This is a genomic window from Bacillus sp. XF8 (assembly GCF_017498755.1).
Taxonomy (GTDB): Bacteria; Bacillota; Bacilli; order Bacillales; family Bacillaceae_G; genus Bacillus_A; species Bacillus_A bingmayongensis.
In genome coordinates this window covers 69,570-95,201 of record NZ_JAGDQK010000028.1, presented here as the reverse complement: position 1 = coordinate 95,201, position 25,632 = coordinate 69,570, and the positions used below count along the sequence as shown (strand labels likewise).

Genomic DNA, 25,632 nt, shown 5'->3' with positions numbered 1-25,632 from the left:
ATAAGTTTTATAATTAAATTATAACTTAATTTTCAGATTATTGGAGGGATAAAATGAAATATGTTGTGATTCGGTCTCACATTAGTAATTATCCAGAACCAATCAGTTTAGAAAAAGGAGATCAAGTGCGAATTGGGAATTCATATTCAGGACCAGAAAACTGGAACAATTGGGTATATTGCTGTGCTGAGCATAATGGTTTGGTAGGATGGGTTCCAGAGCAAATTATAAAGCGAAATGCAAATGATTTAGGTACTGTGCTAGAAAAATATACAGCGAAAGAACTAAACGTAGAAATTGGTGAGGTTATCATTGCTTTAAAGGAATTAAATGGCTGGATTTGGTGTAGAAAAATGGATAATGGAGAAGTAGGATGGGCTCCGAAAATGAAGATAAGAATAGAGAAATAGATGTGTTTTGAAAAGTAATATAATGAAATATGGATAAAAATAGAACTCAATTCTTTTCGCCCTTATGCTATAAACTGCAAATTCAAATCATAAATACCTAAATAAGAGAAATAATATTAAAATAACACTTGGTTTTCACTAGTTAAAATATGGCATAATCAGTTTGTCGCAAAATATATAGAAAAATAAGGATATGTAGAAGGAGAAAATGAATGAGTTTTGCTATTGAAGTATTGATTGAAGCACCAATTGAAGTTGTTTTCGATTATGTAAAGAATGATGAAAAAGTAAAAGAATGGAATGCATTTTTAATCGGAAATCATTATTCCTTAGAGTAGGTGAAAGAAAATCCACGTGTAGGAGATACATTTATTTCTTTTCAAAAAATGGGTAAGAAAGTATTTAAGGCGGAAGTGGAGTTTTTAGAATACGAAGCAAGGATATTCTACGAAAACATATGTATTAGAAGAGGAATAATGGACACTTCTTACATTAAATTTGGAGTATACACCTAGTAATCTATTTTATCGCATTTTATATAAGTTAACAGGGGGGATGTCACGTGCTGTATATGCAGATTCTACACATTTAGCTAAATGTGTAGAATCTGCATATAATAAAGAAAAAGCAATATAGAATGAAGGAGATCTGCAACATATAGCAGGTCTTTTTTTCATATTATGCAATACATAAACTGTCACGTTTGACTGTACAGTTTATGTATTGTATGATGTTCTTAACATAAATGGGGAGGGAAAAGTCGTTGGGAAGGTGTATCGAATCGGACAGTTGGCTCACTTGGCTCACGTATCGAAACGAACGATTGATTATTATACGAATCTAGGTATCTTAAAAGCGGAGCGATCTCAATCTAATTATCGCTATTACGATGAAACAGTACTTGAGACATTACAATTTATTGAGAAATGCAAAGAAATGCATATGCCGCTTTGTGAGATTAAAGAGAGGATCGAGGAGAGAAAGAAGCTGCTCGGTATCAATGAACACGTTTCGAAACAAGTGAATGAAGTGACAAACCATATCCATCGATTAGAAACAGAGCTAACACAGTTGAAACCTCTGTTAGATGGGTTAACAGATTCACAACGTGAAAAAATATCGAAATCTTTATCTGGTCAAACGACAGCTTTAATACAAACACTGATACTATTTTTATAGTTAAAGTTGGATCCAACTCTTTTAATTTCTGTATAGCGCTATGTTTTCTAAAGAAACAGAGAATAAGAAAACATTATAAGTATACAGGAGGTGGACACCTTAGTTTTTTAACTAAGGGGATTCATTGGAAATATTTAATTTAGTCATGGTTGCGATTTTAATCGCATTTACTGGATTTTTCGTAGCAGCAGAGTTTGCGATTGTTAAAATACGTTCAAGTCGCATAGATCAGCTTGTTGCGGAAGGAAAACGCGGTGCGTTAGCAGCAAAAAAGGTAACAACAAATTTAGATGAATATTTATCTGCTTGTCAGTTAGGAATTACAGTAACGGCAATGGGGCTTGGTTGGTTAGGTGAACCGACAATAGAAAAACTATTGCATCCATTATTTGAGAAATGGAACTTAAATCCTTCTATTTCACAAGTATTGACTTTTGGTCTTGCATTTATGACAATGACGTATTTGCACGTTGTAGTAGGGGAATTAGCTCCGAAAACAATGGCAATTCAAAGGGCTGAAAGAGTAACTTTATTATTTGCTGGACCTTTAATGATATTCTATAAAGTGATGTATCCGTTTATCTGGATACTAAATAGTTCAGCGCGTGTCGTTACTGGCATATTCGGTTTGAAACCAGCTTCTGAACATGAAGTGGCCCATTCTGAAGAGGAATTACGATTAATTCTTTCAGAGAGCTATGAAAGTGGAGAAATTAATCAAGCAGAATATAAGTATGTAAATAATATCTTTGAATTTGATAACCGCATTGCGAAAGAGATTATGGTACCACGGACAGAAATCGTCGGTTTCTATCTCGAAGATTCAGTAGAAGAACACATGAAAATTATCCAAAGTGAACGATACACACGTTATCCAATCTTTGGAGAAGATAAAGATGATATTATCGGTATGGTCAACGTAAAAGACTTCTTCATTCGATATATGAAAGGCGATACAGAAGATTTATCATCTATTCGTACGTATATGCGTCCGATTATTGAAGTTATGGAAACAACTCCAATTCATGATTTACTTCTGCAAATGCAGAAAAAGCGAATTCCAATGGCTGTTTTATATGATGAGTACGGAGGTACAGCCGGAATTGTAACGCTTGAAGATATATTGGAAGAAATCGTCGGCGAAATTCGTGATGAATATGATGAAGATGAACATCCACCAATTCAACACGTAAATGAACATCATAAAATTGTTGATGGAAAAGTGTTAATTACAGAAGTGAAAGACTTATTTGGTCTACACATCGAGGAAGAAGATGTGGATACAATTGGTGGATGGATTATGATGCAGAATCATGAAATTGAAGAAGGACAATGTGTCGAAGCAGAGGGATATGAGTTTAAAGTTCTTGAAAAAGATGCATATCAAATTAAGCGCGTTGAAATTCGAAAAATTGATCGCCAACAAGAGAAAGCAGCAACTGTGTAGGTTGCTGCTTTCTTTTTCACCTATAGGAAAACTTGAAACAAGGAGCGGATATTTTGATTGAAGTTGCGTTACGAGTATACAGACTACAATTATATATGATTTTTAGTGGTTTACTATTACTATGGACGATAACGCCTTTTTCAAAGCAAGTTACTGGATTCGGGATCGGATTAGCCGTAAGTGCATACTGTCTTTGGTTATTAGCCAGACGAGTTAAAAAGATTGGAAAAAGTATTGTATTAAAACAACGTGCGCCTGGATTAGGAATTTTAAATCGTTTTGCTGCTGCTATATTGGGGGCAATCATCATGTATGAAATTGAACATGAAATGGAAATGTGGGCATTTGGTACAGGCATTTTAGGTGGTCACTTTTTAATGATTGCGAATTTAGCGTATGCGAATATGCAGTTAGTAAGAGAAGAAGAGGAGAAAAGGAAAAAGAGTACACAGGATTCAAAATAAGAAGATAAAAGAGAACCGAAAACGGTTCTATTTTATCTTCTTATTTTCTTATATTTTATTTTTTCATGAAAAAATAAAAAAATTTAGAAAACCCATCGCTTTCTCAAGGTTATATATGTTATTATGACAAAAGACTTTTTGAAAGAGGTGGATGCAAATGTTACAAGCGCTACTTATTTTTGTACTTCAAATTATTTATGTTCCTGTTTTAACGATCCGGACGATTTTGCTTGTAAAGAATCAAACAAGATCCGCTGCTGGTGTTGGATTATTAGAAGGTGCAATCTATATTGTAAGCCTAGGGATTGTGTTTCAAGATTTATCAAATTGGATGAATATCGTAGCCTATGTCATTGGTTTTAGTGCCGGACTTCTATTAGGTGGTTATATAGAAAATAAATTAGCAATTGGATATATTACGTATCAAGTTAGTTTACTAGATCGTTGTAATGAGTTAGTGGATGAATTAAGACATTCAGGATTTGGTGTAACTGTATTTGAAGGAGAAGGGATTAATTCGATTCGTTACCGTTTAGATATTGTTGCGAAACGTTCACGCGAGAAAGAGCTTTTGGAAATTATTAATCGAATTGCACCGAAGGCGTTTATGTCTTCTTATGAGATTCGTTCTTTCAAAGGTGGCTACTTAACAAAAGCGATGAAAAAACGAGCATTAATGAAGAAAAACGATCACGCGTCATGAAAAAGGAGAAGCTGAAAATAGCTTCTCCTTTTTACTTTTCCGTTAAAGCAAGTCGGATTCCTAAAATTGCGAATATTCCTATTTTAGATAAGTTCACTCCTTTTGCGATTTTAGGGTTTTTCAAGAACTTATTTGCAATGATGCCAGAGAGGAATGAGATAATTGAAAATACAATAATGGCTTGCAGCATAAATAATATACCTAGAGTGATCATTTGCAGTGGTACTTGCCCAGCACTTGGAGTTACAAATTGAGGTAAGAATGCTAAAAAGAAAAGTGAAACTTTAGGATTTAATATGTTCATAAAAATCCCCTTACGATAGAGTGCGCCGTAATTTAGTGAAACGGCAGCTTGTTCTCCAATCCCTTCATTTCGCTCTTTAAAGGCTTGCCAAGCAAGATACAGTAAATAGATTGCACCAGCATACTTTAAAATTTGAAAGGCGATTGTAGAATGATACAAAATTGCAGAAATTCCAAGAGCAGCAGCTAATGTATGTACAGTTATGCCAGTACAAAGTCCTAGTGCTGTCATAATTCCAGCTTTTTTACCTTGGCTCATGCTTTGTGCGAGAACAAATAAAATATCAGGTCCTGGCATTAACGTTAGGAGTATAGCCGCAAAGACAAAAGCAATTAAATTTGAAAAATCCATACATACACCCCTTTGTAAAATTTTTCTTATTTTATCATGGATTATACGATTTGTAATGATATAAATAGATTTTATCCAAAGGTGAAAGGTTGTATAATAGATAGTATTGCATTGGTGGCAGAAAACAAAGTAAAAGATATTGATGAGATTTTAGTATTAAAATCTTATCAATACATGTACTTTACTACATATTTTAAGACAAACTTGAAAAAAGTTTATGATATTATCACTAAATCAGTGAATTAAGAATAGTATAAAGGACATAAGGTAAATAATGTTGTACTTGAAGGGAAACTGATTTTGATTGAACTAATAAGGTTTTTTCCTGAATAAGTAACGAAAAACATTGACTCCTTTAAGTCTATTAGAAAATCCATAAATTCTACCTTTCTATGTAGAAAAGTAGAATTTGTTTTTGTGAAAAATCTTTCTTCTTTCTTAAATAGTTAATAATTATCAGATAATACTAGATATTTTAGTCTATTAATTATTATAATAGACTATGAGATGGGTTATAATTGAGACAGAAAAGATGTATTCCTAGGTGGGGCCCAGGTGGCGCTTTTCTTTTTGTGACATTTAAGCAGAAGTGCCTAGTCTTTTTTGCCAATATAGGGGATGGAGAGATTATCATGAGCAACATGCAGAAAAAAACAGACGTTATCTTAATTGGTGCCGGAGTCATGAGCGCGACTTTGGGATCATTATTGAAAGAGTTAGCACCTGAATGGGAAATCAAAGTGTTTGAGAAACTCACAAACGCAGGAGAAGAAAGCTCTAACGAATGGAATAATGCGGGTACGGGCCATTCTGCACTGTGTGAGCTTAACTATACATCCGAAAAATCTGACGGATCTATAGATATTAGCAAAGCTATAAAAATTAATGAACAGTTTCAGCTTTCAAGACAGTTTTGGTCTTATCTTGTCAACAGCAATCTGATTCGTAATCCGCAGGACTTTATCATGCCAATACCTCATATGAGTTTGGTACAAGGGGAAAAAAATGTTACGTTTTTGAAAAAACGTTTTGAAGCGCTTTCAAATAATCCGCTGTTTCAAGGAATGGAGTTTTCCGATGATCCTGAAAAATTGAGGGAGTGGATTCCGCTCATCATGGAAGGACGTACATCGAATGAACCGATAGCGGCAACAAAAATCGACTCTGGAACGGATGTCAACTTTGGTGCTTTAACACGTATGTTGTTTGACCACTTACAGAGTAAAAACGTCGAGATAAACTACAAGCATAGTGTCCAGGATATTAAACGTACTAGCGACGGATCATGGGAAGTGAAAGTACATGATATCGATAGCGGTAAAATCGAATACCATACTGCAAAATTCGTCTTTATCGGCGGTGGGGGCGGAAGTCTGCCTTTACTACAAAAAACTGGTATTCCTGAGTCAAAACATATTGGAGGGTTCCCGGTAAGCGGACTATTTATGGTATGTAACAATCCGGAAGTTGCAGAGCAGCATCATGGAAAAGTATACGGTAAAGCTAAGGTTGGTGCTCCTCCAATGTCAGTTCCGCACCTTGATACAAGATATATCGACAACAAAAAAACATTGCTGTTTGGACCGTTTGCCGGCTTCTCACCAAAGTTCTTAAAAACTGGTTCGAATTTTGATTTGATAGGCTCCGTAAAACCAAATAATGTCTTTACTATGTTGGCGGCAGGCGTAAAAGAGATGTCATTGACAAAATATTTAATCCAGCAAGTTATGTTATCGAATGAAAAGCGCATGGAAGAATTACGCGAGTTTATTCCGAACGCTAAAAGCGAGGATTGGGATATAGTGGTAGCGGGCCAACGTGTGCAAGTTATCAAAGATACTGATGCCGGCGGTAAAGGAACACTTCAGTTTGGTACGGAAGTTGTTAGTGCCGCTGATGGCTCGATAGCTGCATTGCTCGGCGCTTCTCCGGGGGCTTCTACTGCCGTTCACGTTATGCTTGAGGTATTAGAAAAATGCTTCCCACAACACATGAAAGAGTGGGAACTGAAAATAAAAGAAATGATTCCTTCTTATGGCGTGTCACTAGTGGAAAACCAAGAGCTATTCCAAGAAATTCATACTTCAACAGCGCGGACGCTTGAGCTAAGTGAAAAAGAACTGGCTTATAGTTAATTCTTTGGATGTAGAAACAAAGATATTAAACTAAGTTTATTAAGAATGAATATTTCCCTACTTTTATTTCAAAAGTAGGGATTATTTTTTGTAAAGGAATTGGTATTTTTTCTAAAAGCACTACAGTAGGAGCCAGTCCTTGTTTAATTTCTATATTCAATTGATATACGATTGTTTGATTTTTATATTTTTTAGTCACATTTTTTGTCTTAATAACATATGAACTTACTTCATCACCCCATAATGTAAAGGTAGTGAACGATTTTATATTACATAAAATCTTCATGTTAGCCTAAATAATATTTAAAAGGCTAAATCCATACATCGAAGCAACTGTAAAAATGACTGTCCATACTGCTAGACTGACCGTCATCCAACTTATGACGTGTGTCCGATTAGATCCAAATGTTAAAGCTAATACGGCTGCAATATCAGTTCCTACGAGAATTGGAGCTAGCAGAGCTAAACCTGGAATACCATATCGTTCCCATATTCGTCTTGATCGGGTTTCTTTTTTAGAAGGTGTTGTTATACCTTTTTTTAACTTTCTTGCTGCTTGCCACTTTGCATACTGCTTAAAGAAGAAGCCGAGTAATAGAACTAAGATAAGATTTCCTGCAAATGCCGTCACTCCTACTGCAAATGGTTGTAATCCCCATGCAATACCGAGTGGTACAACGATTGATACATCCATCCATGGAGCAAAAGCCAATAAAAATAAAACTAAGTATTGCCATAATTCACCTGCATTTTGAGCCCACTCTAACATACTGTTTCCTCTCCCTTTTTGTTCAGATTAAATACGATTTAAAATAAGAATAGTAGTTAGCCAATAGACAATGTATTGACCTACACCTAGTACACCAATGGATATTAATGGGATAAGAATATTATGAGAAAAGAGGAAGCAAACTCCCGCCGTTATTGGAAGTGCAAAGCTATAGTAAATATACACATTCCTGCAAGCTTTATAGGTTACCCATTGTTGACCTTCATCTATTTCACGAAATTCGGATGGTGTAAATCCCAATAATCGAATATTATTATCAGGATTCTTTCGGTTATAAAGCTTTGTAAGAATGAACCACAAAAAAGTAAACACTACCAAAATCCCAAAACACAATCTAGCCATAACGACTTGTGTGTTCATAAGAGAAAATAGTAAAAATGCAATGATCAATACAAATAAGCTCGCACCTATAAGCGGAGACCTCAAAATATGTTTCATCATCATTCATTCCCTTCCTTTTAAGTAAAAAACATCTTCTACAGTAACTTGAAACGCAGCAGCTATTTTTAACGCCATAGTGACAGATGGGGAATAATCACCTTTTTCAATTAACCCAATTGTCTGTCTTGTCACTCCAATGGCATCGGCTAAGTCTTGCTGAGTCCATCTAAATCGTGCCCGTAATTCTCTAACTCTGTTTTCAAGCATCATAATGTCCCTTTCTTCATTTTCAATTACCATAATTGTAAAAGATTACCGACAAAATGTAAATAATCATTTGCATTTTGTAATAAATAATTGCCAAGAAACGTAAATAACACCATCTATAACTAAAATGGCGTTGTTTCGTTTATGAAAAGCACCGTTCAATAGCTGGACGGTGCTTTTCATCGCATTGTATACGTTTATAATCCTGTATGAATCATTTCTTTTTCTTGTTTTTGCTCCATATTTTTTAAAATATGAAGCAAAATAAAACCTGTAACACCTAGTGTTCCCAAAATAAACCAAGGTGTATATGTCCCTTGCATCTGTGATGTAAACCATGTTCCTGTATAGTTTCCAATTATAAAGCCAATAGCGAGTGAGAGCTGATAAACTCCAAAATATGTGGCCGTGTAAGATTCATTACTGTAATTCGCAATTGTAATGTCAGCATTAGGTAATACAAGTGTTTCGCCGATTGTAAATAAAATGACACAGCCAAATAGCCAATACGGATGTGGAAACAAAGGGATAAGTAAAAAAGAAAGTCCCATAAATAGCACACCGTATTTTACAATCGAAAGTGTGTTATATTTGTGAAATGTTTTTCGAAATATAATCATAAACAAAACACCTGTAATTGCGTTTACTGTAACCACAAGCCCGCCTAGTGTTGCACTATGACTGATGTTGGTCATATGAAGCGGAAGGGCGACAGTAAGCTGAGTAAACATAATGTAAAAGAAAATCATAATAAATGAGAATGATAGAAACTGCTTATTTTCAAACACAGCTTTTAATCCAGATAAGAGCTGAACATTTTCAGTAGAAACTTGGAAGTGAGATCTAAGAAGATAAAAAATGAGAGCAAAGAATAACATAAGAAATCCAGTAAGTATAAAAGGGTACAAAGGATTCCAGATGAGCAATAGGCTACCAGCAATCGGACCGATAATCGCACCGCTATTAAAAGCGAGGTTTAAGTATGTAAATAAATTTTTGCGGAGATTAGCTGGTTGTGAGCCGAATACAGCACGAGCTGCAGGTTCATAAAATGCAGTTCCAACCCCAACTAGAGAAGCGGAAATGGAAATCGTATGAAACTCTGAAAATAATCCTAAACAAATAAAGCCAATGCCTCTTAATGATAAGCCGGATATCATCATAATCGTATAACCAAATTTATCGGCGATTATACCAGAAAATAAAGGGATAATTCGTGAGGTAATTATCATAATCGTTAAAATGGTTCCTACTTGCATTGTAGAAAAATGTAAAAAGCTTGATAAATAGATAGCGAGAAAGGCGTATACAGCAAAATATCCAAATGCCATAAAAAATGAAGAAATAAGTATAAAGCGTATGGGTATTGAAAAGTTTTTCATAGAAGTCCTCCTAGAATGTAACCATTAAAAGTTTTTACTGGTTAACTATTTTATATTATAATTATACATAAAGTCAGAAAAAAGTAAAATTTAGAAAGATGGTGAATGTATTTGAATCATAATCAAGAAGCACCGGAGAAATTAGAAGTGATAAGAAATTTTTTAAATACATGGAGAATTCCAAATGATACAAGAGATCCGAAAGACGAGCTTAATGCGATAGATGATGTACTTCAATTTATGAGAAAGCATTTTGATGAGGAACTCTCTTTTGGTACGTTGGATGAGCTGAAGCAATTTAGAGATGGAATTCGTTTCGCAGTTGAGGAGCAAGATTCACTACAAGAGTGGTTTGAAAAATATCCATTTCGAGTGTGCGTTACAAAAAATATGGATGCTATTACATATATGCCAATTGGAGAACGAAATTTGTATACGATGATTTTACAAATTATTTTGCTAGCCATTAATCAAAAGAGGTGGAGTCGGTTAAAAGCATGTCCAGATTGTCGGTGGGTCTTTTACGATCATTCTCGTAATGGGAGTAAACGCTGGTGCGGTATGTATGCTGGAGGTAAAGAGGGGAGAGCGTGTGGTACGATTGCGAAAGTGAAAAACTATCGTGCAAAGAGGAAAGGAAGTTCGGGTTACGTGATATAACTTTTAGAGGGAAAGGTGAAATGTATAAGTGCGGTTTATAAAAATGAGTGAGAAAAAGGGGAATGAGAAATGGAACAAACAAAAATGTTAGAGCTAAATAAAAAGTGCTGGGATGTAGTAGCACCTTACTTTTTTCAAGTAGATTCTTTGCCAAAGTACGGTCCGTATACTGCTTCTGAAGATGAAATTCACTTGTTTGATACGATTGAGAGTAAAAAGGTTCTTGATATAGGCTGTGGCAGTGGTCACTCTTTACAATACATGGCAAAGCAAGGGGCTAAAGAATTATGGGGAGTGGATCTTTCTACTACGCAAATTGAAACAGCGAATCAAATATTAAAAGAATGGAATCCACACTTGATATGTGCTGCGATGGAGGATGAAACAGATATTCCAAAAGAACATTTTGATATTGTATATTCCATTTATGCGCTAGGATGGACATCTGATTTACCAAAAACATTGCAGCTTATTTATTCTTATTTAAAAAAAGGAGGAAGTTTTATTTTTAGTTGGGAGCATCCCATTTATTCAAACTTGAAGTACGGAACACCGGACGTTGTTTGGGAATCTTCTTATCATGAGGAAGTACCTATTATATTCCAAACGTTTAAAGGGGAAGATGTACAAGCGATGCTGTATAAGAGAAAGTTGAGCACATACATAAATGAACTTCTCAAAGCTGGATTTACAATTGAAAGAATAGTAGAGAGTGAACCATCTAGTAAATTTGATGAACAAGCAGCTGAACCTTCTGTGAAATATTATTCTCTGTATAAAGCAAGAAGGGTGCCGACGACTTTAATTGTTAAAGTAAGAAAATAAGTTATTGTATAAAAGAGAATGTGTAATAGAAAAAAGCTTTGCAACAGTTGCAAAGCTTTTTTCATATTTAGTAATACTGTACGTATTAGTTTTCCTGGTTCCATAAGAAATTTACTTTATCTCTTTGGTTGAAAAATGTGCTGAAAAAAGTACTTGTGATGTAAACTATCTACAATCTTATTTGCTTGATACGTACGTTGTTGTTCCAATCGAATACGTTGCTCCATCATTTTCATTTCATGATCTGATAAACGTAACATTGTACTAGTCTCCTTTTCTATAAATATAGGTTTCCAATGACAACGATTCCATATACTTTATAGTTAAGGAGGGATGCTGTGTAACATAGGTAAAAAGCACCTTCCCTCTCCCATTACGCTTACGAGGTTAGCTGTCGGACTCGGGAAGTGAGAGTTTCCCTACTTAAAAAAGATTCGCCCCAAGTAGCAAAAGCTACATAAATGGTTCCCCCGTTCCAAAAATTTGGATTCAGCAAAAGGTTTTATAAAGTAAAAAATAACATAATAAAACACATAAGTCAAACTATTTATTTTTTTCTGTCTTTTCTAATTGCGTAAGAACGACTCCATCGGGTACTACAATATCGTTCACTTCAAAAAAGCCGTGTTTTTTATATAGAGAAAGGGCAGGGGTGTTTTTTTTTCCAGTTTGTACAATATATTTACTCGTATCAGAGGATATGTTAAATAAATGAAGGAGTAACTTTGTTGCAATTCCTCTATGAAAATAGTCTGGTGATACGACTAGTCGATGAATATCGATAATTGCTCCTTCATTTACAAAAGAAATAAAGCCCATTAGTTTATTTTTTAAGGTATATCCATAAAATGTCTCGTTACAATTTTGAATGTCTTCTGCAGTATCATATAAACGCGGGATTGCCATACTGTTAATGTACTTTGCTTCAACTTGATAAGCGGGAATTTGGATTGCCAAAATAGCTGATGCCACTTCAATAGAAACAGGATTAATTTTAAAAATCATTTGTCGATCTCCTTTCTGGAAGAGGGAGCGTAGGTTGGTTTTTGTCTTGAAATAAGATACAATTCAAATCAAATGGTGCTAAAATTCTCATTTAAAATGAAATAAAAAATATTTTAATATACTTATAATCTGTATGTTGTTTGATAGAATTTAGTTTTTTTGGATAAAGTGTATGTACATAATTTCGTGATACGGTAGTGAATTTCCTTTTGTGAATGATTGTGATGATGATTGTACAATTGGCAGAAGGAAAGTTTATTTCACCACAAGTCATGGGCAAAAAGTTAGACATTCGCCCAATTACAATTATTTTAACATCAGGTAATCTGTTTGGAATTATGGGAATTGTCTTAGTGATTCAGGATATGCGATATTAAAAGTGCTTGTTACACATAGGTATAGATTTATTAATTTAAACACGTAAAGAAGAGAGCTAAAACAGAATATATCTGTTTTAGCTCGTTTTTATTTTCTAATTAATAATGCGTTTGCATATTCACGAGCCCAGCGATCGACTTCTAATACTGTTTCTAAAGATGGATTTGCGATACTATGATGAGCTTCAAGTGTAGAATAAATTGTTTTTTCAATATCAAAGAATGAGATTTCATTTTGTAAATATAATGCATTTGCAATTTCATTTGCTGCATTTAACACTGCAGGTGCTGTACCACCAATTTTTCCAGATTCATAAGCATAATGTAGGCAAGGGAATTTTTTGAAATCTGGTTTTTCAAAATGTAAGCTACCAATTTCTAATAGATTTAATTTTTTATAGTTCGATTGTAATCTAGTTGGATAATGGAATGCGTACTGGATTGGTATTCTCATGTCAGGGGCACCGAGCTGTGCCATGATAGATCCATCTATAAATTCAACTAAAGAATGAATAATACTTTCTTTATGAATTAAAACATCAATTTTTTCATAAGGGATATCAAATAACCAGCGTGCTTCCATGACTTCAAAGCCTTTGTTCATTAATGTAGCGGAATCAATGGTTAGTTTTGTCCCCATTAACCAATTGGGATGCTTTAAGGCGTCTTTAGCGTGTAAGGTTTGCATTTCTTCGCGTGTTTTATCTCGAAATGCACCGCCTGAAGCAGTGACAATTAGTTTTTCGATTTCTTTGTTATTTTCTCCGTTTAAACATTGGAAAATAGCAGAGTGTTCACTATCTACAGGGATTAAACGGCAGCCGTTTTGTTTCGCTAATTCTGTCACGATATGGCCCGCTGCAACTAATGTTTCTTTGTTAGCAATTGCAATATCTTTTTTCGCTTTTAATGCTTCAATTGTTGGAAGAAGGCCAGAAACACCGACAACGGAAGTTAATACAAGATTAGAATCAGGATGAGTTGCAACTTCAATTAATCCATCTGTTCCATATGTGACTTTTATATCAGTAGAAATTCGCTTTCGAAGAGCATCTGCTAATTCCTTTGTACCTACGCTTACAATACGAGGATGAAATGTATGTATTTGTTTTTCAAGAAGATCAATATTGTGATTTGCTGTTAAACCAATAATTTTAAAATGTTCCGGATGAGCAGCGACTACATCTAATGCAGACGTACCAATTGAACCGGTTGAACCAAGAATCGAAATGTATTTTACCATGATAATTCCTCCAAAGTTGTAGAATCCTTTTCTGCAAACCTATATATAATTAGACAAAAAAGGTAAAATTCCTTCTTTAGAAAATGGAAGGAGCCTTTTTATTGTATCAAGCATTAGAAAAAGGTGCGAAGCGTGCTAGGGAAATTGCAAAGGTAAATTTAGCTGAAATTAAAAAGCGGATTGGGTATGAGAGGGAACAATGAGCGTTCCTTTATTTTTCTGTTTTTATTGCGAATGATTGCTGAAATTGATCAATAATCATTTTAGGTACAGTGCCAATATTATCCGGCAGTGTGTGCAATGGGAAGAAACGTAATTCTTTCGATTCGTTAGGATCACCTTGCAAGGTACCTCCATAATTACGGCAAACATAAACAACCATGACACCATATACTTGATCACCATTTGGATATATTTGAAACAAGTTTGGCCCTGAAAAATTGTGAAATAGTTCTAAATCTTTTATGATAAGTCCTGTTTCTTCAAATACTTCTCGTTTTGCAGCTTCTTCCAATGTTTCCTCATATTCAAGGGCACCACCAATAATGCCCCACATATTAAAATCAGTGCGAAGCTGAAGTAATATTTCATTTTGTTTATTTAAAATAATCACATGTGAACCAGTTAGTATAAGCGGGCGATTCCCTACGAGCTTTCGCATGTCTTCGATATATCCCATTTTCTTTTCTCCTTATCAATTTATATTTTGAGCGAATTGTAAATATATTTCATACTCTTTAAAGCCAAGTTTCTTTAAAATAGGTGCAGAATGACCTGTTCGTGCTTGGTATGTAGTAAGTATAACCCCTTGCTCTTTAGCGAGTTGTAATCGCTTGTACACAAGCTGAGTATATATTCCTAGTTTTCGATAAGTTGGAAGAACCCCTAACCATTTAAGTACAATGTCTGTCTATCTGAATGCTCCTTAATAATTAACAATACTTTGGTAATTCCCTCAACATTTTTTCTGCTCGATTCGCCACAGAAGTAAGGTTTGGATCCATTTTGCTTCTAAAAAACAAAGTGCGTAAAAAAGTTTTTAAATTTGCACATAATATGAAGTATTCATGACAGGAAAGTCTGATTTTTAATTGTGATAAACGTTTTATTTTTTTATAAATAATCGAAAAAAGTTGATCCCTAGGGAAGTCGTAATAAAGCATAGATAAAAGAGGAGTTACAATTCGTTCATCTTCATTATTATGATATATGGTAGAGTAAATGAAGATTTTATTTAATAAGCAATGAGTAATTTCTTCATAGCAAGAAGAGGTGATATGTGCACTGTGTACCAGTTCGTTAAAGGCATCGGATGCATGGGCGACGCTATGAGCCCAGCCTTTATCTTGTACATATCCACGGTAATCTGTTTCAAGATTCATATATGTAATAAGCTTTTCTTTTACTTCTTGCACGGTTTCTTGTAATAAGAATGAATGAGAATTATCGAACTGTATAATTAAACCTATTAATAAAGTAGTATAAGAACGAGTGAAAACTCCATCCGTATTTGGAGAAGTGATTTCTTGGTATAAGTAATCATCGCTGAGACAGGTTTTTAATAAAGTCTCCAATTGATCATGGGATAGAAATTCATTTTGAATAAAATGTGCGAAACATTTATATATTAATTGATCACGTACATAGCTATCGGTCGTTCCAATATGTCCAATCATATGGGAACTTAATTCATTAAGATCGATGTTCTGCATCTGTGTATAGTCATTTTGCTGGATGAGCTCCAATTGTTGTTGGAATGCGGTGATATCCAAAGCTCTTCCTCCTCTATGCTTTCGTAATGCATTGTTTCCTAGTATTCTATATATTCGAAGACAATCCTGCTCATGCAAGGATAAATAATAACCACTCCCGAAGTAGTCAACAAGGAGGGGCTATTATGTTAAAACAAAGGCTTAAACATATGATTACGTTATACTCAGCTATACTATTTGATGGATGGCATGTTGAAAATGTATCGGAGCGCACGGAAGGAGAGAGATGGGAGACACTTTGAACGTGTCGTCATGTAAAGCGTAATTACTACCCAGTATCTTCATGGATTAACAATTATAGCTGAGTGCAAATGATAAATGGACTAGAATTTCATACACATCCTCAGCGCGGTACAGTCGTATACCAAGATTTAGGTGACAAGCAAATCGCCTATGTATTTCGTGGTATTCCGTGTACAACACCCGCAAAAGTACAAGAAATTTTTTCATAATTTCTAAGAAAGACAAGGGAATGTCATAAATATAGTCACGACAGAACCAGTATATTTGTAATACAATAAAATAGAGCATAGTTTAATTCAACGAATTATATAGAGAAAGTATTGGTGAATTTATGAAACAACATAAAGATTGGTTACAAGCAAGTGTAGAACGAAATTCAGATAATAAGTTACATATAGCATGGGAAGATGGAGTAGAGAAAGTTACTATTTATTGGAGTAATTCATCAGAAAACATTGAGAAAAATGGACAATTTTTATTAAACGCCTCAGGAACAAACTCATGTACAATAGAAGATCCGAGTTCTAACGTGCGTCCTTATTTTCGATTAGTAGCAAGTAATGAACAGGAAGTTACTGTAGCTGAACGCAGGTTACCATTACAGGGAGCGTTTAATTTCCGTGATTTAGGTGGTTATGAAACAAGTGACGGTCGCAAAGTAAAGTGGGGTAAATTATATCGTTCAGAGGAATTAGCTGGATTAATAGAAGCGGATATTGCTTATTTACAACATTCTGGTTTAAAACTAGTATGTGATTATCGAACAGATTTTGAAGTAACGCATAAACCGAATCCGAGCATCCCTGGTGCTCGGCAAGTTTGTGTACCAGTCATGCAAGATATAGCGAAAGATCTAAATATTAATGAGTTTTTCCAAGTCGGGGATTTATCAATGCTTGGAAAACCAGGTGAATATTTAGTGAAAATGAATAAAGGTTTTGTAGATGGGAATGAGGCATTTGTACGTTTTTTACAGCTAGCTCAAGATCCGGAAAACTTACCGCTAGTTAATCATTGTACAGCTGGGAAAGATCGAACAGGATTTGGTTCGGCACTATTATTACTTCTTCTTGGTGTCCCAGAAGAAACAGTGATGCAAGACTATTTATTAAGTAATGGATTCCGTGAAAAGTTAAATCAAAAAATGATGGCCTTTTTAGGTTCGAAGTTACAAAATGAGGAAAGTAAAGAAATATTAGGGGCGATGTTTGAAGCTCGTGCAGAGTATTTACAGGCGGCAATTGATGAAATTACTCACAAATTTGGAAGTATTGAAGAGTATGCTGAAAAAGGACTTGGTTTTACAAAAGAACAATTAGAAAATATGAGAACATTGTTACTAGAAGAGAAGTAATATGTAAATATTTTTGTTGGAAAATCCTGTATTATGTATGTAATATAGGATTTTTTATTAAAACAACTGAATTTCGAAGAGGAAATCCAGAATCAACTACACAGCATGTAGTAGAAAATAGAGAAAAAATATAAGTGGGTTTATAGACGTTCTGATCACGGAACAGAAATTGAAATACGTGTCCAAACTAGAGCAGTAATGAGTAATGGAGGTACCTATGAAATATAAAGTTATCTTATTCGATGTTGATGATACATTATTTGATTTTAGTATATCTGAAAAAAAAGCATTAAATAAAACGTTTGTAGAATTCGGATTACCTACGGGACTACTAGATTATGAAGACAGCTACAAAGAGATTAGCAGAGTATTATGGAAAGATTTAGAGCAAGGAATTATCACTTTATCAGAATTGGGAGTGGAGAGGTTTAAGAGGTTGTTCTTAGAACATAAGCTTGAAATAAATGCTGACATGTTCAACAGTATATATCTTGGCTATTTAGGGGCGGAAATACATATGGTATCAGGAGCTGCAGACTTGTGTGATACGCTTGCAGATTGTCGGCTAGCTATTATCACGAATGGGTTCACAGATGTACAAAAATCTAGAATCAAGGGGTCGCCTCTCTGTGATACTTTTGAGCATATTATCATTTCGGAAGAGGTTGGATTTCAAAAACCAGCACGAGGAATTTTTGATTATGCATTTTCAAAGCTGGAGATTACAGATAAAGCGAGCGTATTAATGATCGGTGACTCTTTAACTTCTGATATCCAAGGGGGAATAAATTACGGGATTGATACTTGCTGGTTTAACCCGCATGGTAAGGAAAATAATATAGGTATTAAACCAACGTATGAAATTCGTGAGTTGACCGATATTATAAGAATTGTAGGGGAGCAGAGGAACTAATAGATTTGAATGAATCTTGACTACTCTCAACTATAGATGTAATTCTAAAAAATCCTCTCTGCAATCTAGTAGAAGGGATTTTTTTAGGCTATTTTTATGGGCTATAAATACATCATATAAAGTATAAATAGGTAATTATGATATAAGTGTTAAAGTTGAGATTATAATAGGTGGATATGGTTATAGATTCCGTGCAGGTGAAGAATCAGGATTTTCTGTAACATCACCTAACGGTTATGGCGGAGGATTTACTTTTAAGTTTGAGAAAGAAGAGTGATAATAGAATGCGCAAATTTTCAAAAATAGTTATATGCATTGGTGCGTTAATAATGATTATACTGGGCATGGTTGTACATGATACATGGAAGGACAGGATTTACTTTTCCTTAGCTGTACTTTTTGTTACCGTACTTTCTTTATTATGGAACATAGTTGCTTATAATTTTATGGATAAATTTAGAAAAAAAGAGAATGAATAACTATGAAACTTTTACCGAAGTCACGATAAGGTTGTAGAGGAAATGCATAGAGGGTATATGACTGAGAGTGAATTAGTTCTAGGTGAGAAGTTAGTAGAATTGTAAAAAAGAAGAGGGATCAAAGAACTAACAGGAGCAGGGAGAAATCCTTGCTGTATTTTTTATACATAATCACCAATTATAGCGTATCATCGAATTAAAATATCTGAGGAGGAAAGCTATGAAGAATAATAAGTCTAATTTCAACGATATAGATCAATTTTTAGAAGCGATTAATACACCTGGAAAAATACTTAGAGAGTTTATTGGGGTAAATCAATAATTGAATAATGTTATAAGTGAAACTGCAAAAGAATTCTCCTCTGAGTTATAACATTATTAGCCATTCTGTAATGTATCTCACCTATTTTAATTTCAAATATAATATTTCCAGTCGAAATATTATTGTTTTTTAGTAGATAGGATATTTAGTGAATTATGATTATGAATTTTTATGGGTTTTTAATAGTATAATTATTCTGACTTAGTGTATCTGGAAGAACAGAACAGGTACAATTCTCAAGTATTATTGTTTTAAGAACTTCAATATTCCACCCAGCCTTACTAATCTCTTCGGATGTCACAGAATTAATCTAGTTATAACTTTTATAAGGATACAACTCAATTTTTTTAGTTTTTACATAATGTAAATGGTTTGGACTAAAAAGAGAAGGTTATAATAATCTACCTAATTAAAGTTCAGAAAAATGATAATATTTACAAGTTATAGACAGTAAGAATATCGTAAAATGGTTGCAAGAGGAAGAGAGGAGGGAACGTATGATTAAGTGGATGTTAATTATGTTAATGAGTGTGGCAGTAATAGTTGTTGGAACAATAGTAATTGGGAAAAATGGGGATGAAAATTATAGTAAATCTACGAAAGGTAATATTACAAGACTTACAATGATTTATCTTTTATTAGCAGTTGTTTTAATTGTTGGTCTAGGTTTATATATATATTTTAATGGCTAAGGAAGTATATATAGATTGAAACACCGGTATAAAACCTTCCTTTTAGATGGGAGAGAGCGTCCGTTTTTGGATAGAAGTAGCCCTATGCCATGTGAAACCAAATGGAGAAAACGAGTGGGGATTCCTTTTTATTTTCATAGCCGTGATTTACATGTCGGAAAATCAAAATGTATATATAATTGCTATAGGAAGTATGGTGAACTACTTTTTTGAATGCATAGATAAATTATGAAAAGATTTCATGAAAGTTCATTCAATCTGAAAAAATATAAAAATCTAAAAATACAAGTATGCTATAATATGGATATAGTTCATTGGTAAATAAGGAAAGGATTGGATAAAATGATTGAAATTGTGAATGTATCAAAAAGTTATAATGGTTCTTCCTATGCTGTGAAAGATTTAAGTTTAACAGTACCTAGTGGAGAAATTTTTGGGTTTTTAGGGCCAAATGGTGCTGGAAAATCAACAACAATTAAGATGGTAACAGGTATTCATGCAATAGATAAAGGAACAATTTCGATCAACGGAAAAGATGTAATGAAAGAGCCGATGGAGGCAAAGAAGATATTTGGTTATGTTCCGGATAGTCCAGATATGTTTCTGCGATTAAAAGGGATAGAATATTTGAATTTTATGGCGGATATGTATGAGGTGCCAAATGCAATTAGACAGGAAAAAATTCAATTTTTAGCAGAGAGATTTGATCTTTATAATGCTTTGTCTGATCAAATTCAAAGTTATTCACATGGAATGAGACAGAAGATTATTATTATAGGTGTTCTTCTGCATGATCCAGATGTATGGATTTTAGATGAGCCAATGACAGGGCTGGATCCAAAATCGGCGTTTATTTTAAAACAAATGATGAGGGAGCATGCGGATAAAGGGAAAACGGTATTTTTCTCGACACATGTACTAGAAGTAGCCGAGAAATTATGCGATCGCGTAGCCATTATTAATAAGGGGAATTTGCAGTTCCAAGGAAATTTAAATGAAATGAGAGATCATTTTAAATCCAATGAATCTCTTGAGAAAATGTTCTTGGAGATGACAGGAAATGAATAAAATTTGGACATTAACAAAGGTATTATTGAAATTAAATTATGCAGATATTATAACGGATAAAAAGAAGCGTTGGGCGTATGCATTTTCATTTTTAGCACTACTATTCGCAGGATTTCTATTTATTGGTCCACTTACATATGGAATGTATGTTGGAATGAAATCAATTGGTCAGGAAACTTCGATAATCGGAATGGGATTAGCTGTTGCAAGCATATGGGTATTTATAATTAGTATTACGAATATTTTAACTGTATTTTATTATAATAATGATGTTGAGACCCTATTACCTTTACCACTGCAACCATCACAAATTATTACGGCGAAATTTATTACTGTATTAATTACACAATATGTAATGGGATCTTTTATCTTATTTCCAATCTTTATTGTTTATGGTGTACAAAGTGGTGCTTTTATTACATATTATTTATATGCATTAATTATTTACATGTTTTTCCCTATTATTCCATTAGTACTAGCATCACTATTAATGACGGTGATTATGCGTTATACAAACATCGCAAAAAATAAAGATCGTAGTAATATAGTTATCGGAATATTAACTCTAGTGTTTGTCGTAGGTATTAATGTATTTATTCAGTGGAGAAACAAAAGTGCAGTATCAGGGGATATGGTTGCAAATTACTTTGCTGATAACCAATCGTCTCTGTTCGTTCAAATGACAAATTATTTTCCAACAACATACTTTGGTGCAATGGGATTGATAGAAAATGCATCTTGGAAAGGGATTATATACGTTGTGATTTTTGCAGCGATTTCCTTAGCATTTTTCGGATTGTTTTTCTTTGTTGCACAGCGTACATATTTAAAAGGAGTTATCGGACTTTCGACGAGTACAGCAAAAAAAGAGGCTATCTCAGCAGAGAACTTAAAAAAATCGACTGTACAAAGTTCACATATAAAGGCTTATGTGAAAAAAGAGTTCAAAATTTTATTCCGAACGCCACAATTTTTTATAAATTGTATTGTGCAAACTTTCGTGATGCCAATTATGTTATTTTTTATTCTTTTCGTACAAGAGGGAAACTTAAAGTGGTTAACAAAGTTTATAAACAAGCCAGAATGGTCTAGTTTAGCTCTTGGCATTGGTTTTTGTGCAAGCCTATTCTTAATGGGAAGTAATGTTATTGCCACAACTTCTTTTTCTAGGGATGGAAGCTCATGGTTTGTTAATCGTTATTTACCCGTAAAGGCATCAGATATATTTTTTGCAAAAGTATTTACAGCGTGGTTTATTAATATAGCAATATTAGCTGTGTTTGGTCTGATCATAACTATTGTTGCGGGTGTTTCGCCACTCTTTATGTTGTTATGGTTCTTACTAAGTGCAAATGGCTTATGGTTAACAAATTTAATCGGTACACGGTGGGACGCTCAAACGGCAGATATACATTGGGATTCAGAGCAGAAGTTATTTAAAAGTCGATACACAACTTTATGGAATTTCCTTGCAAATATTGCGATGGATCTAGTAATCGTAGCTGGGGTTTGTGGATTATACTTTTTCTTTGAAATCGGTATGTGGGGAATGTTTAGTATTCTATTAATCGTATTTACTATTATAAATGTAATAGTAACACGTATTTTACAGTTAAGAGCAGAGCGCATTCTAGCAAATATTAAATAAAAAAATGATAAATCCTCTGTATTCATGCAGGGGGTTTATTTGTAAGAAATATTGCTAATAATTTAACTTTATCCCGCATTAACAGGCAGTAATACTCCCACCTCAAAATTCGGCGGAAGCAAAGAAGTTAGGTGGGAGATAAACTGCCTGTAAAAGCCCGATTGGTTCAACTAATAATCAGTGGGGGATGAAGAACCCCCCCCACTGATTAAAGTTTCACTTTATTAGAAGGTCTATTCCACTTTGTAAAATAGGGGGAGAAACGAGTGACGAAAATAGCAATTGTTACAGGAGCAACACGTTTGAATGGAATTGGGGCAGCGATTTGTAAGGCGCTTGCTCAAAAAGGCATCGATATTTTTTTCACGTACTGGCCTAGGTATGATAAGGCAATGCCATGGAGTATGAATGATGAAGAACCATTTTTATTGAAAAGACAAATTGAAAATTATGGCGTACGCTGTGAAATGGCTGAGGTGAACTTATCGCAATCGTATGCACCAAATCGGTTATTATATATGGTATCAGAACGATTAGGAGAGCCGTCTATTCTTATTAACAATGCTGCATATTCCACTGATACAACTGTTGAAGAACTTGATGTAGAGCAACTAGATAAGCATTATACGGTAAATATGCGTGCTACGATGTTATTAAGTACACTCTTTATTAATCATTATTCGCTTGAAACAAGTGGAAGTATTGTAAATCTTACATCTGGGCAATCGCTAGGTCCAATGCCAAATGAACTTGCTTATATAGCAACGAAAGGAGCAATTGAAGCTTTTACTACTTCAGTAGCACCAGTTGCAATGAAAAAAGGAATTACTGTAAATGCTGTTGATCCGGGACCAACCAATACAGGGTGGATGACAGAGGAAATTAAGGGGTATTTAGTGACCAGATTTCCAGCAGGAAGAATAGGAGAGCCTGTGGATGTAGCACGTCTAATAACATTTTTAGTAAGTGAAGAAGCAAAATGGGTGACGGGACAAGTCATTCATTCGAATGGTGGGTTTTATTAATAGTTTATAATTTTATTATGTAAACAAATAGGTTGAGAAATAATATGAATTGGCAAATATTTTCTGTGTAAAATAAATATATTGTCAGAAAATGGGGACTTCTGATAGTGAAAAGATTATTTTAAAGAAATATGTAATCTTTAAAATAACCCTTATAGGTCAATATATTCTCCTATTTTTATTGGAGAGAGTTTCGTATAAAGCATATTATAAAGAGTAGAAAAAACTCGGATTTTAAAATTAGATTCATGATTAGTTGTCGTATAAATATGAAGATTTCTGTCGGAAAGATGATGGATAGAACAAAAAGGGATTTGTATGGATAAATAGAATCGTAAGAAGGAGGATAAAATTGTAAATATAGGAGGCTTTTTATGAAAATGAAAAAGATAACAATTGCATCGCTAGCAATTGGGACAATGCTCTCCATTACAGCTTGTAGTACCTCCACAGAAAAAGATCAAGTGAAAAAGGAACAAACGAACGCACAAGAAGAAGCAAAAACAACGAATGCTGATGAAACATCTGCAACGAAAAACGGTGAGAAAGAAACAAACACATCTTCTAATGAAAAAACAGAGAAAGATCAAAAGAATTCCAAAGAAACGTCTGGAACTGAGAGTAATGAGAAAACAACGAATCAAACTTCAAATGCCAAAACTAACGAGCAAACGACAAGTGGAAAAAATTCCGAAAAAGAGACGCATACAAAAACGACAGAACAATCTACTAATGGAAAAACTTCAACGAAAGATACAAATAAAAGCGCGGCTGTGAAAACGAATGTGAAAGCAGTTGCGCAACTTATTGACAGTTTGGATAAACAATTAGCTGCAAACCCTAAGTTAGATACAGTGAATAAATTAGGGAAGCAAATAAACGAAAAGTGGGATGTCATCGAAAAAGAGTTAGAAGCAACTCATCCAACTGACTATAAAACGATTGGACAAAGTATGTATCCGTTAATTGTTGCGGCTGAAAAAGAAAAAATAGATGTGAAACGAATAAAGTCATTAACGACGAAAACAAAGCAAGATTTGAATCAGCTTTTAAATAAACTTTCTTAAATGAAATTACGTATAGTGAAAAGGAGAAACAATAAAGGTTTCTTCTTTTATTTGTGCCTTCTATTAAAGTAGAAATTTTCATACTATAAAAAGTACACATAATGTAAAAATACTAGCTTTAGAGTGATGGGGGAGGTACATATGAATGAAAATATAAATCGTATATTCCCGTGTACCTGGTATGCTGTCTGTTTTTCAAAAGATGTTACGAGTCAGCCGATAAAGAGAAGGATAGTAGGAAAAGAATTCGTTTTATTTCGTAATGAGAATCATAAAATTCAAGCAATACATGCGTATTGTCCGCATCGCGGGGCGGATTTATCTCTTGGTTCAATTCGAAAAGGGAGAGTAACATGTGTATATCATGGATGGGAGTTTGATGGAGGAGGTACTTGTGTATGCATTCCATCGCAGCCTTCGAAACCGATACCGAAATTTGCACATACGAAGTCTTATCCTGTAATTGAAAAAGCTGGACTAATTTGGGTGTATCCAGACTACCAGGAAAGTGATGAGGAATTACCGGTATTGGAACTATTTGACGAAGTTGAAGATACTAGTTTTGTATTTTCGCCATATAAAACAAATTGGAATGCTCACTTTACAAGAGTTGTAGAAAGTGTACTAGATGTTGTACATTTAAGCTTTGTTCATAAGAATACAATTGGGAAAGGCTCAAACCCTGAGTTAGAAGAACTGCAAATTGAAGGTGATTTAGATGCATTTTCCTTTAAAAATGGTGAGGCCTATTTATGTTATAAGTTTCCTCAGCAATGGTTGTTAAAGCCGTTAGAGGGGATAAGCAAAAAGTTTATTAATTTTGTTACTTTTACACCGGTAGATGAAGAAGAAACAATAATTTTCGGATTAGCAGGTAGAAATTTTGCGAAAAAAATTCCGTTTCTACATACAATTTTTAGCCGGTATAGTTTGAAAGTTCTTCAAGAAGATCAAGTGGTAGTAGAAAGTCAGCACCCAAGACCAATTCCAGAAGCTTTGAAAATGGAGGCGCATGTATACGCAGATGCAGCGCAAATTAAGTTTAGGCAGAGATGGTTTCAATTTTTGATGGGTGAAGAACGAAAATGTTATTTAGATTAAGAAAATAGTATACTATAAATTTGTT

The 25,632-nt window shown here is 34.2% G+C and carries 27 protein-coding genes, 5 pseudogenes and 1 riboswitch; of the genes and pseudogenes, 21 read left to right on the top strand and 11 right to left on the bottom strand.

Going from position 1 to position 25,632, the window contains the following annotated elements; genetic code table 11:
* Positions 1 to 53: 53 nt before the first annotated feature.
* The 6 genes and pseudogenes from J4P91_RS17905 (at position 54) to J4P91_RS17880 (ending at position 4,203) form a co-directional block, all read left to right on the top strand.
* Complete coding sequence (locus J4P91_RS17905; protein ID WP_207995192.1) at positions 54 to 410, top strand: SH3 domain-containing protein; 357 nt, start codon at positions 54 to 56, stop codon at positions 408 to 410.
* Positions 411 to 622: 212 nt separating this feature from the next.
* Positions 623 to 1,046 (top strand): annotated as a pseudogene (locus J4P91_RS17900) (SRPBCC family protein).
* A gap of 135 nt (positions 1,047 to 1,181) precedes the next feature.
* Positions 1,182 to 1,589, top strand: a complete 408-nt coding sequence (locus J4P91_RS17895) for a MerR family transcriptional regulator (RefSeq protein WP_017151693.1) — start codon at positions 1,182 to 1,184, stop codon at positions 1,587 to 1,589.
* A 124-nt stretch (positions 1,590 to 1,713) separates the two neighbouring features.
* Positions 1,714 to 3,036, top strand: a complete 1,323-nt coding sequence (locus tag J4P91_RS17890; RefSeq protein WP_207995191.1) for a hemolysin family protein — start codon at positions 1,714 to 1,716, stop codon at positions 3,034 to 3,036.
* A gap of 53 nt (positions 3,037 to 3,089) precedes the next feature.
* Positions 3,090 to 3,500, top strand: a complete 411-nt coding sequence (locus tag J4P91_RS17885; protein ID WP_207995190.1) for an ATP synthase subunit I — start codon at positions 3,090 to 3,092, stop codon at positions 3,498 to 3,500.
* 157 nt (positions 3,501 to 3,657) lie between these two features.
* Positions 3,658 to 4,203, top strand: coding sequence for a DUF2179 domain-containing protein (locus J4P91_RS17880; protein WP_017151696.1), 546 nt, complete (start codon positions 3,658 to 3,660; stop codon positions 4,201 to 4,203).
* A 31-nt stretch (positions 4,204 to 4,234) separates the two neighbouring features.
* Here the strand turns inward: J4P91_RS17880 and J4P91_RS17875 are convergent, their stop codons facing one another.
* Entirely contained in the window at positions 4,235 to 4,858 is a 624-nt protein-coding gene (locus J4P91_RS17875; RefSeq protein WP_207995189.1) for a LysE family translocator, read from the bottom strand.
* A 626-nt stretch (positions 4,859 to 5,484) separates the two neighbouring features.
* On the opposite strand from J4P91_RS17875, the gene J4P91_RS17870 reads away from it, so the two are divergent.
* A complete protein-coding gene (locus J4P91_RS17870; RefSeq protein ID WP_307802543.1) occupies positions 5,485 to 6,993 on the top strand; it encodes a malate:quinone oxidoreductase in 1,509 nt (502 codons plus the stop codon).
* Between the two features lie 292 nt (positions 6,994 to 7,285).
* Here J4P91_RS17870 and J4P91_RS17865 read toward each other — a convergent pair whose 3' ends face one another.
* The 4 genes from J4P91_RS17865 to J4P91_RS17850 form a co-directional block, all read right to left on the bottom strand.
* On the bottom strand, positions 7,286 to 7,762 hold the full coding sequence (locus tag J4P91_RS17865) for a small multi-drug export protein (protein WP_207995187.1): 477 nt from the start codon (positions 7,760 to 7,762) through the stop codon (positions 7,286 to 7,288).
* Positions 7,763 to 7,789: 27 nt separating this feature from the next.
* On the bottom strand, positions 7,790 to 8,224 hold the full coding sequence (locus J4P91_RS17860; protein WP_207995232.1) for a hypothetical protein: 435 nt from the start codon (positions 8,222 to 8,224) through the stop codon (positions 7,790 to 7,792).
* A 3-nt stretch (positions 8,225 to 8,227) separates the two neighbouring features.
* The gene (locus tag J4P91_RS17855; RefSeq protein WP_207995186.1) at positions 8,228 to 8,434 is read right to left on the bottom strand and encodes a helix-turn-helix transcriptional regulator; all 207 of its coding nucleotides are present in this window, start codon (positions 8,432 to 8,434) and stop codon (positions 8,228 to 8,230) included.
* A gap of 194 nt (positions 8,435 to 8,628) precedes the next feature.
* Positions 8,629 to 9,813: an MDR family MFS transporter gene (locus J4P91_RS17850; RefSeq protein WP_207995185.1), complete on the bottom strand. Its 1,185-nt coding sequence runs from the start codon at positions 9,811 to 9,813 to the stop codon at positions 8,629 to 8,631.
* Positions 9,814 to 9,918: 105 nt separating this feature from the next.
* Between J4P91_RS17850 and J4P91_RS17845 the strand changes: the two genes are divergently transcribed.
* Positions 9,919 to 10,473 carry a CGNR zinc finger domain-containing protein gene (locus J4P91_RS17845; protein WP_207995184.1) on the top strand — a complete coding sequence of 185 codons (555 nt, stop codon included), beginning with the start codon at positions 9,919 to 9,921 and terminating at the stop codon, positions 10,471 to 10,473.
* A gap of 69 nt (positions 10,474 to 10,542) precedes the next feature.
* Complete coding sequence (locus J4P91_RS17840) at positions 10,543 to 11,298, top strand: class I SAM-dependent methyltransferase (RefSeq protein WP_207995183.1); 756 nt, start codon at positions 10,543 to 10,545, stop codon at positions 11,296 to 11,298.
* A 116-nt stretch (positions 11,299 to 11,414) separates the two neighbouring features.
* Here the strand turns inward: J4P91_RS17840 and J4P91_RS17835 are convergent, their stop codons facing one another.
* Together J4P91_RS17835 and J4P91_RS17830 are read right to left on the bottom strand one after the other, a co-directional pair.
* Positions 11,415 to 11,558 carry a hypothetical protein gene (locus J4P91_RS17835; RefSeq protein WP_017151706.1) on the bottom strand — a complete coding sequence of 48 codons (144 nt, stop codon included), beginning with the start codon at positions 11,556 to 11,558 and terminating at the stop codon, positions 11,415 to 11,417.
* A gap of 100 nt (positions 11,559 to 11,658) precedes the next feature.
* Positions 11,659 to 11,803: riboswitch (cyclic di-AMP (ydaO/yuaA leader) on the bottom strand.
* A gap of 38 nt (positions 11,804 to 11,841) precedes the next feature.
* Positions 11,842 to 12,303, bottom strand: a complete 462-nt coding sequence (locus J4P91_RS17830) for a GNAT family N-acetyltransferase (protein WP_207995182.1) — start codon at positions 12,301 to 12,303, stop codon at positions 11,842 to 11,844.
* Between the two features lie 215 nt (positions 12,304 to 12,518).
* On the opposite strand from J4P91_RS17830, the pseudogene J4P91_RS17825 reads away from it, so the two are divergent.
* Positions 12,519 to 12,727: pseudogene (locus J4P91_RS17825) on the top strand (AI-2E family transporter); the annotation flags it as partial.
* 41 nt (positions 12,728 to 12,768) lie between these two features.
* On the opposite strand, the gene J4P91_RS17820 reads toward J4P91_RS17825, so the two are convergent.
* Entirely contained in the window at positions 12,769 to 13,923 is a 1,155-nt protein-coding gene (locus tag J4P91_RS17820) for a 1-deoxy-D-xylulose-5-phosphate reductoisomerase (RefSeq protein ID WP_207995181.1), read from the bottom strand.
* 98 nt (positions 13,924 to 14,021) lie between these two features.
* On the opposite strand from J4P91_RS17820, the pseudogene J4P91_RS17815 reads away from it, so the two are divergent.
* Positions 14,022 to 14,126, top strand: a pseudogene (locus J4P91_RS17815) (tryptophan--tRNA ligase); the annotation flags it as partial.
* An 8-nt stretch (positions 14,127 to 14,134) separates the two neighbouring features.
* Here J4P91_RS17815 and J4P91_RS17810 read toward each other — a convergent pair.
* The 3 genes from J4P91_RS17810 to J4P91_RS17805 form a co-directional block, all read right to left on the bottom strand.
* Positions 14,135 to 14,602: an NUDIX hydrolase gene (locus tag J4P91_RS17810; protein ID WP_017151709.1), complete on the bottom strand. Its 468-nt coding sequence runs from the start codon at positions 14,600 to 14,602 to the stop codon at positions 14,135 to 14,137.
* Positions 14,603 to 14,617: 15 nt separating this feature from the next.
* Positions 14,618 to 14,764, bottom strand: a complete 147-nt coding sequence (locus J4P91_RS29740) for a hypothetical protein (RefSeq protein ID WP_374192055.1) — start codon at positions 14,762 to 14,764, stop codon at positions 14,618 to 14,620.
* Positions 14,765 to 14,855: 91 nt separating this feature from the next.
* Positions 14,856 to 15,695, bottom strand: coding sequence for a DUF2785 domain-containing protein (locus J4P91_RS17805; RefSeq protein ID WP_207995180.1), 840 nt, complete (start codon positions 15,693 to 15,695; stop codon positions 14,856 to 14,858).
* 245 nt (positions 15,696 to 15,940) lie between these two features.
* Here J4P91_RS17805 and J4P91_RS28965 point away from each other — a divergent pair.
* From J4P91_RS28965 to J4P91_RS17755, 10 genes and pseudogenes are all read left to right on the top strand, one after another.
* Positions 15,941 to 16,147: pseudogene (locus tag J4P91_RS28965) on the top strand (hypothetical protein); the annotation flags it as partial.
* A 122-nt stretch (positions 16,148 to 16,269) separates the two neighbouring features.
* On the top strand, positions 16,270 to 17,292 hold the full coding sequence (locus tag J4P91_RS17795; RefSeq protein ID WP_207995179.1) for a tyrosine-protein phosphatase: 1,023 nt from the start codon (positions 16,270 to 16,272) through the stop codon (positions 17,290 to 17,292).
* A gap of 217 nt (positions 17,293 to 17,509) precedes the next feature.
* Positions 17,510 to 18,205: a YjjG family noncanonical pyrimidine nucleotidase gene (locus J4P91_RS17790; RefSeq protein WP_207995178.1), complete on the top strand. Its 696-nt coding sequence runs from the start codon at positions 17,510 to 17,512 to the stop codon at positions 18,203 to 18,205.
* Between the two features lie 497 nt (positions 18,206 to 18,702).
* Positions 18,703 to 18,789 (top strand): annotated as a pseudogene (locus J4P91_RS17785) (DUF4176 domain-containing protein); the annotation flags it as partial.
* 726 nt (positions 18,790 to 19,515) lie between these two features.
* Positions 19,516 to 19,698 carry a hypothetical protein gene (locus tag J4P91_RS17780; protein WP_374192056.1) on the top strand — a complete coding sequence of 61 codons (183 nt, stop codon included), beginning with the start codon at positions 19,516 to 19,518 and terminating at the stop codon, positions 19,696 to 19,698.
* A gap of 342 nt (positions 19,699 to 20,040) precedes the next feature.
* Complete coding sequence (locus J4P91_RS17775) at positions 20,041 to 20,766, top strand: ABC transporter ATP-binding protein (RefSeq protein WP_207995176.1); 726 nt, start codon at positions 20,041 to 20,043, stop codon at positions 20,764 to 20,766.
* On the top strand, positions 20,759 to 22,414 hold the full coding sequence (locus J4P91_RS17770) for a putative ABC transporter permease subunit (RefSeq protein ID WP_207995175.1): 1,656 nt from the start codon (positions 20,759 to 20,761) through the stop codon (positions 22,412 to 22,414). Before J4P91_RS17775 ends, J4P91_RS17770 begins: the two co-directional genes overlap by 8 nt.
* Positions 22,415 to 22,680: 266 nt before the next feature.
* On the top strand, positions 22,681 to 23,439 hold the full coding sequence (locus J4P91_RS17765; RefSeq protein WP_207995174.1) for an SDR family oxidoreductase: 759 nt from the start codon (positions 22,681 to 22,683) through the stop codon (positions 23,437 to 23,439).
* 374 nt (positions 23,440 to 23,813) lie between these two features.
* Complete coding sequence (locus J4P91_RS17760) at positions 23,814 to 24,506, top strand: hypothetical protein (RefSeq protein WP_207995173.1); 693 nt, start codon at positions 23,814 to 23,816, stop codon at positions 24,504 to 24,506.
* A gap of 141 nt (positions 24,507 to 24,647) precedes the next feature.
* Positions 24,648 to 25,607 carry an aromatic ring-hydroxylating oxygenase subunit alpha gene (locus J4P91_RS17755; protein ID WP_207995172.1) on the top strand — a complete coding sequence of 320 codons (960 nt, stop codon included), beginning with the start codon at positions 24,648 to 24,650 and terminating at the stop codon, positions 25,605 to 25,607.
* Positions 25,608 to 25,632 lie beyond the last annotated feature (25 nt).

Coding starts and splice junctions, on each gene's coding strand:
- J4P91_RS17905 (WP_207995192.1), top strand. CDS start 54: ATGAAATATGTTGTGATTCGGTCTCACATTAGTAATTATCCAGAACCA.
- J4P91_RS17880 (WP_017151696.1), top strand. CDS start 3,658: ATGTTACAAGCGCTACTTATTTTTGTACTTCAAATTATTTATGTTCCT.
- J4P91_RS17875 (WP_207995189.1), bottom strand. CDS start 4,858: ATGGATTTTTCAAATTTAATTGCTTTTGTCTTTGCGGCTATACTCCTA.
- J4P91_RS17865 (WP_207995187.1), bottom strand. CDS start 7,762: ATGTTAGAGTGGGCTCAAAATGCAGGTGAATTATGGCAATACTTAGTT.
- J4P91_RS17860 (WP_207995232.1), bottom strand. CDS start 8,224: ATGATGAAACATATTTTGAGGTCTCCGCTTATAGGTGCGAGCTTATTT.
- J4P91_RS17855 (WP_207995186.1), bottom strand. CDS start 8,434: ATGATGCTTGAAAACAGAGTTAGAGAATTACGGGCACGATTTAGATGG.
- J4P91_RS17850 (WP_207995185.1), bottom strand. CDS start 9,813: ATGAAAAACTTTTCAATACCCATACGCTTTATACTTATTTCTTCATTT.
- J4P91_RS17845 (WP_207995184.1), top strand. CDS start 9,919: ATGTATTTGAATCATAATCAAGAAGCACCGGAGAAATTAGAAGTGATA.
- J4P91_RS17840 (WP_207995183.1), top strand. CDS start 10,543: ATGGAACAAACAAAAATGTTAGAGCTAAATAAAAAGTGCTGGGATGTA.
- J4P91_RS17835 (WP_017151706.1), bottom strand. CDS start 11,558: ATGTTACGTTTATCAGATCATGAAATGAAAATGATGGAGCAACGTATT.
- J4P91_RS17830 (WP_207995182.1), bottom strand. CDS start 12,303: ATGATTTTTAAAATTAATCCTGTTTCTATTGAAGTGGCATCAGCTATT.
- J4P91_RS17820 (WP_207995181.1), bottom strand. CDS start 13,923: ATGGTAAAATACATTTCGATTCTTGGTTCAACCGGTTCAATTGGTACG.
- J4P91_RS17810 (WP_017151709.1), bottom strand. CDS start 14,602: ATGGGATATATCGAAGACATGCGAAAGCTCGTAGGGAATCGCCCGCTT.
- J4P91_RS17795 (WP_207995179.1), top strand. CDS start 16,270: ATGAAACAACATAAAGATTGGTTACAAGCAAGTGTAGAACGAAATTCA.
- J4P91_RS17790 (WP_207995178.1), top strand. CDS start 17,510: ATGAAATATAAAGTTATCTTATTCGATGTTGATGATACATTATTTGAT.
- J4P91_RS17780 (WP_374192056.1), top strand. CDS start 19,516: ATGTTAATTATGTTAATGAGTGTGGCAGTAATAGTTGTTGGAACAATA.
- J4P91_RS17775 (WP_207995176.1), top strand. CDS start 20,041: ATGATTGAAATTGTGAATGTATCAAAAAGTTATAATGGTTCTTCCTAT.
- J4P91_RS17770 (WP_207995175.1), top strand. CDS start 20,759: ATGAATAAAATTTGGACATTAACAAAGGTATTATTGAAATTAAATTAT.
- J4P91_RS17760 (WP_207995173.1), top strand. CDS start 23,814: ATGAAAATGAAAAAGATAACAATTGCATCGCTAGCAATTGGGACAATG.
- J4P91_RS17755 (WP_207995172.1), top strand. CDS start 24,648: ATGAATGAAAATATAAATCGTATATTCCCGTGTACCTGGTATGCTGTC.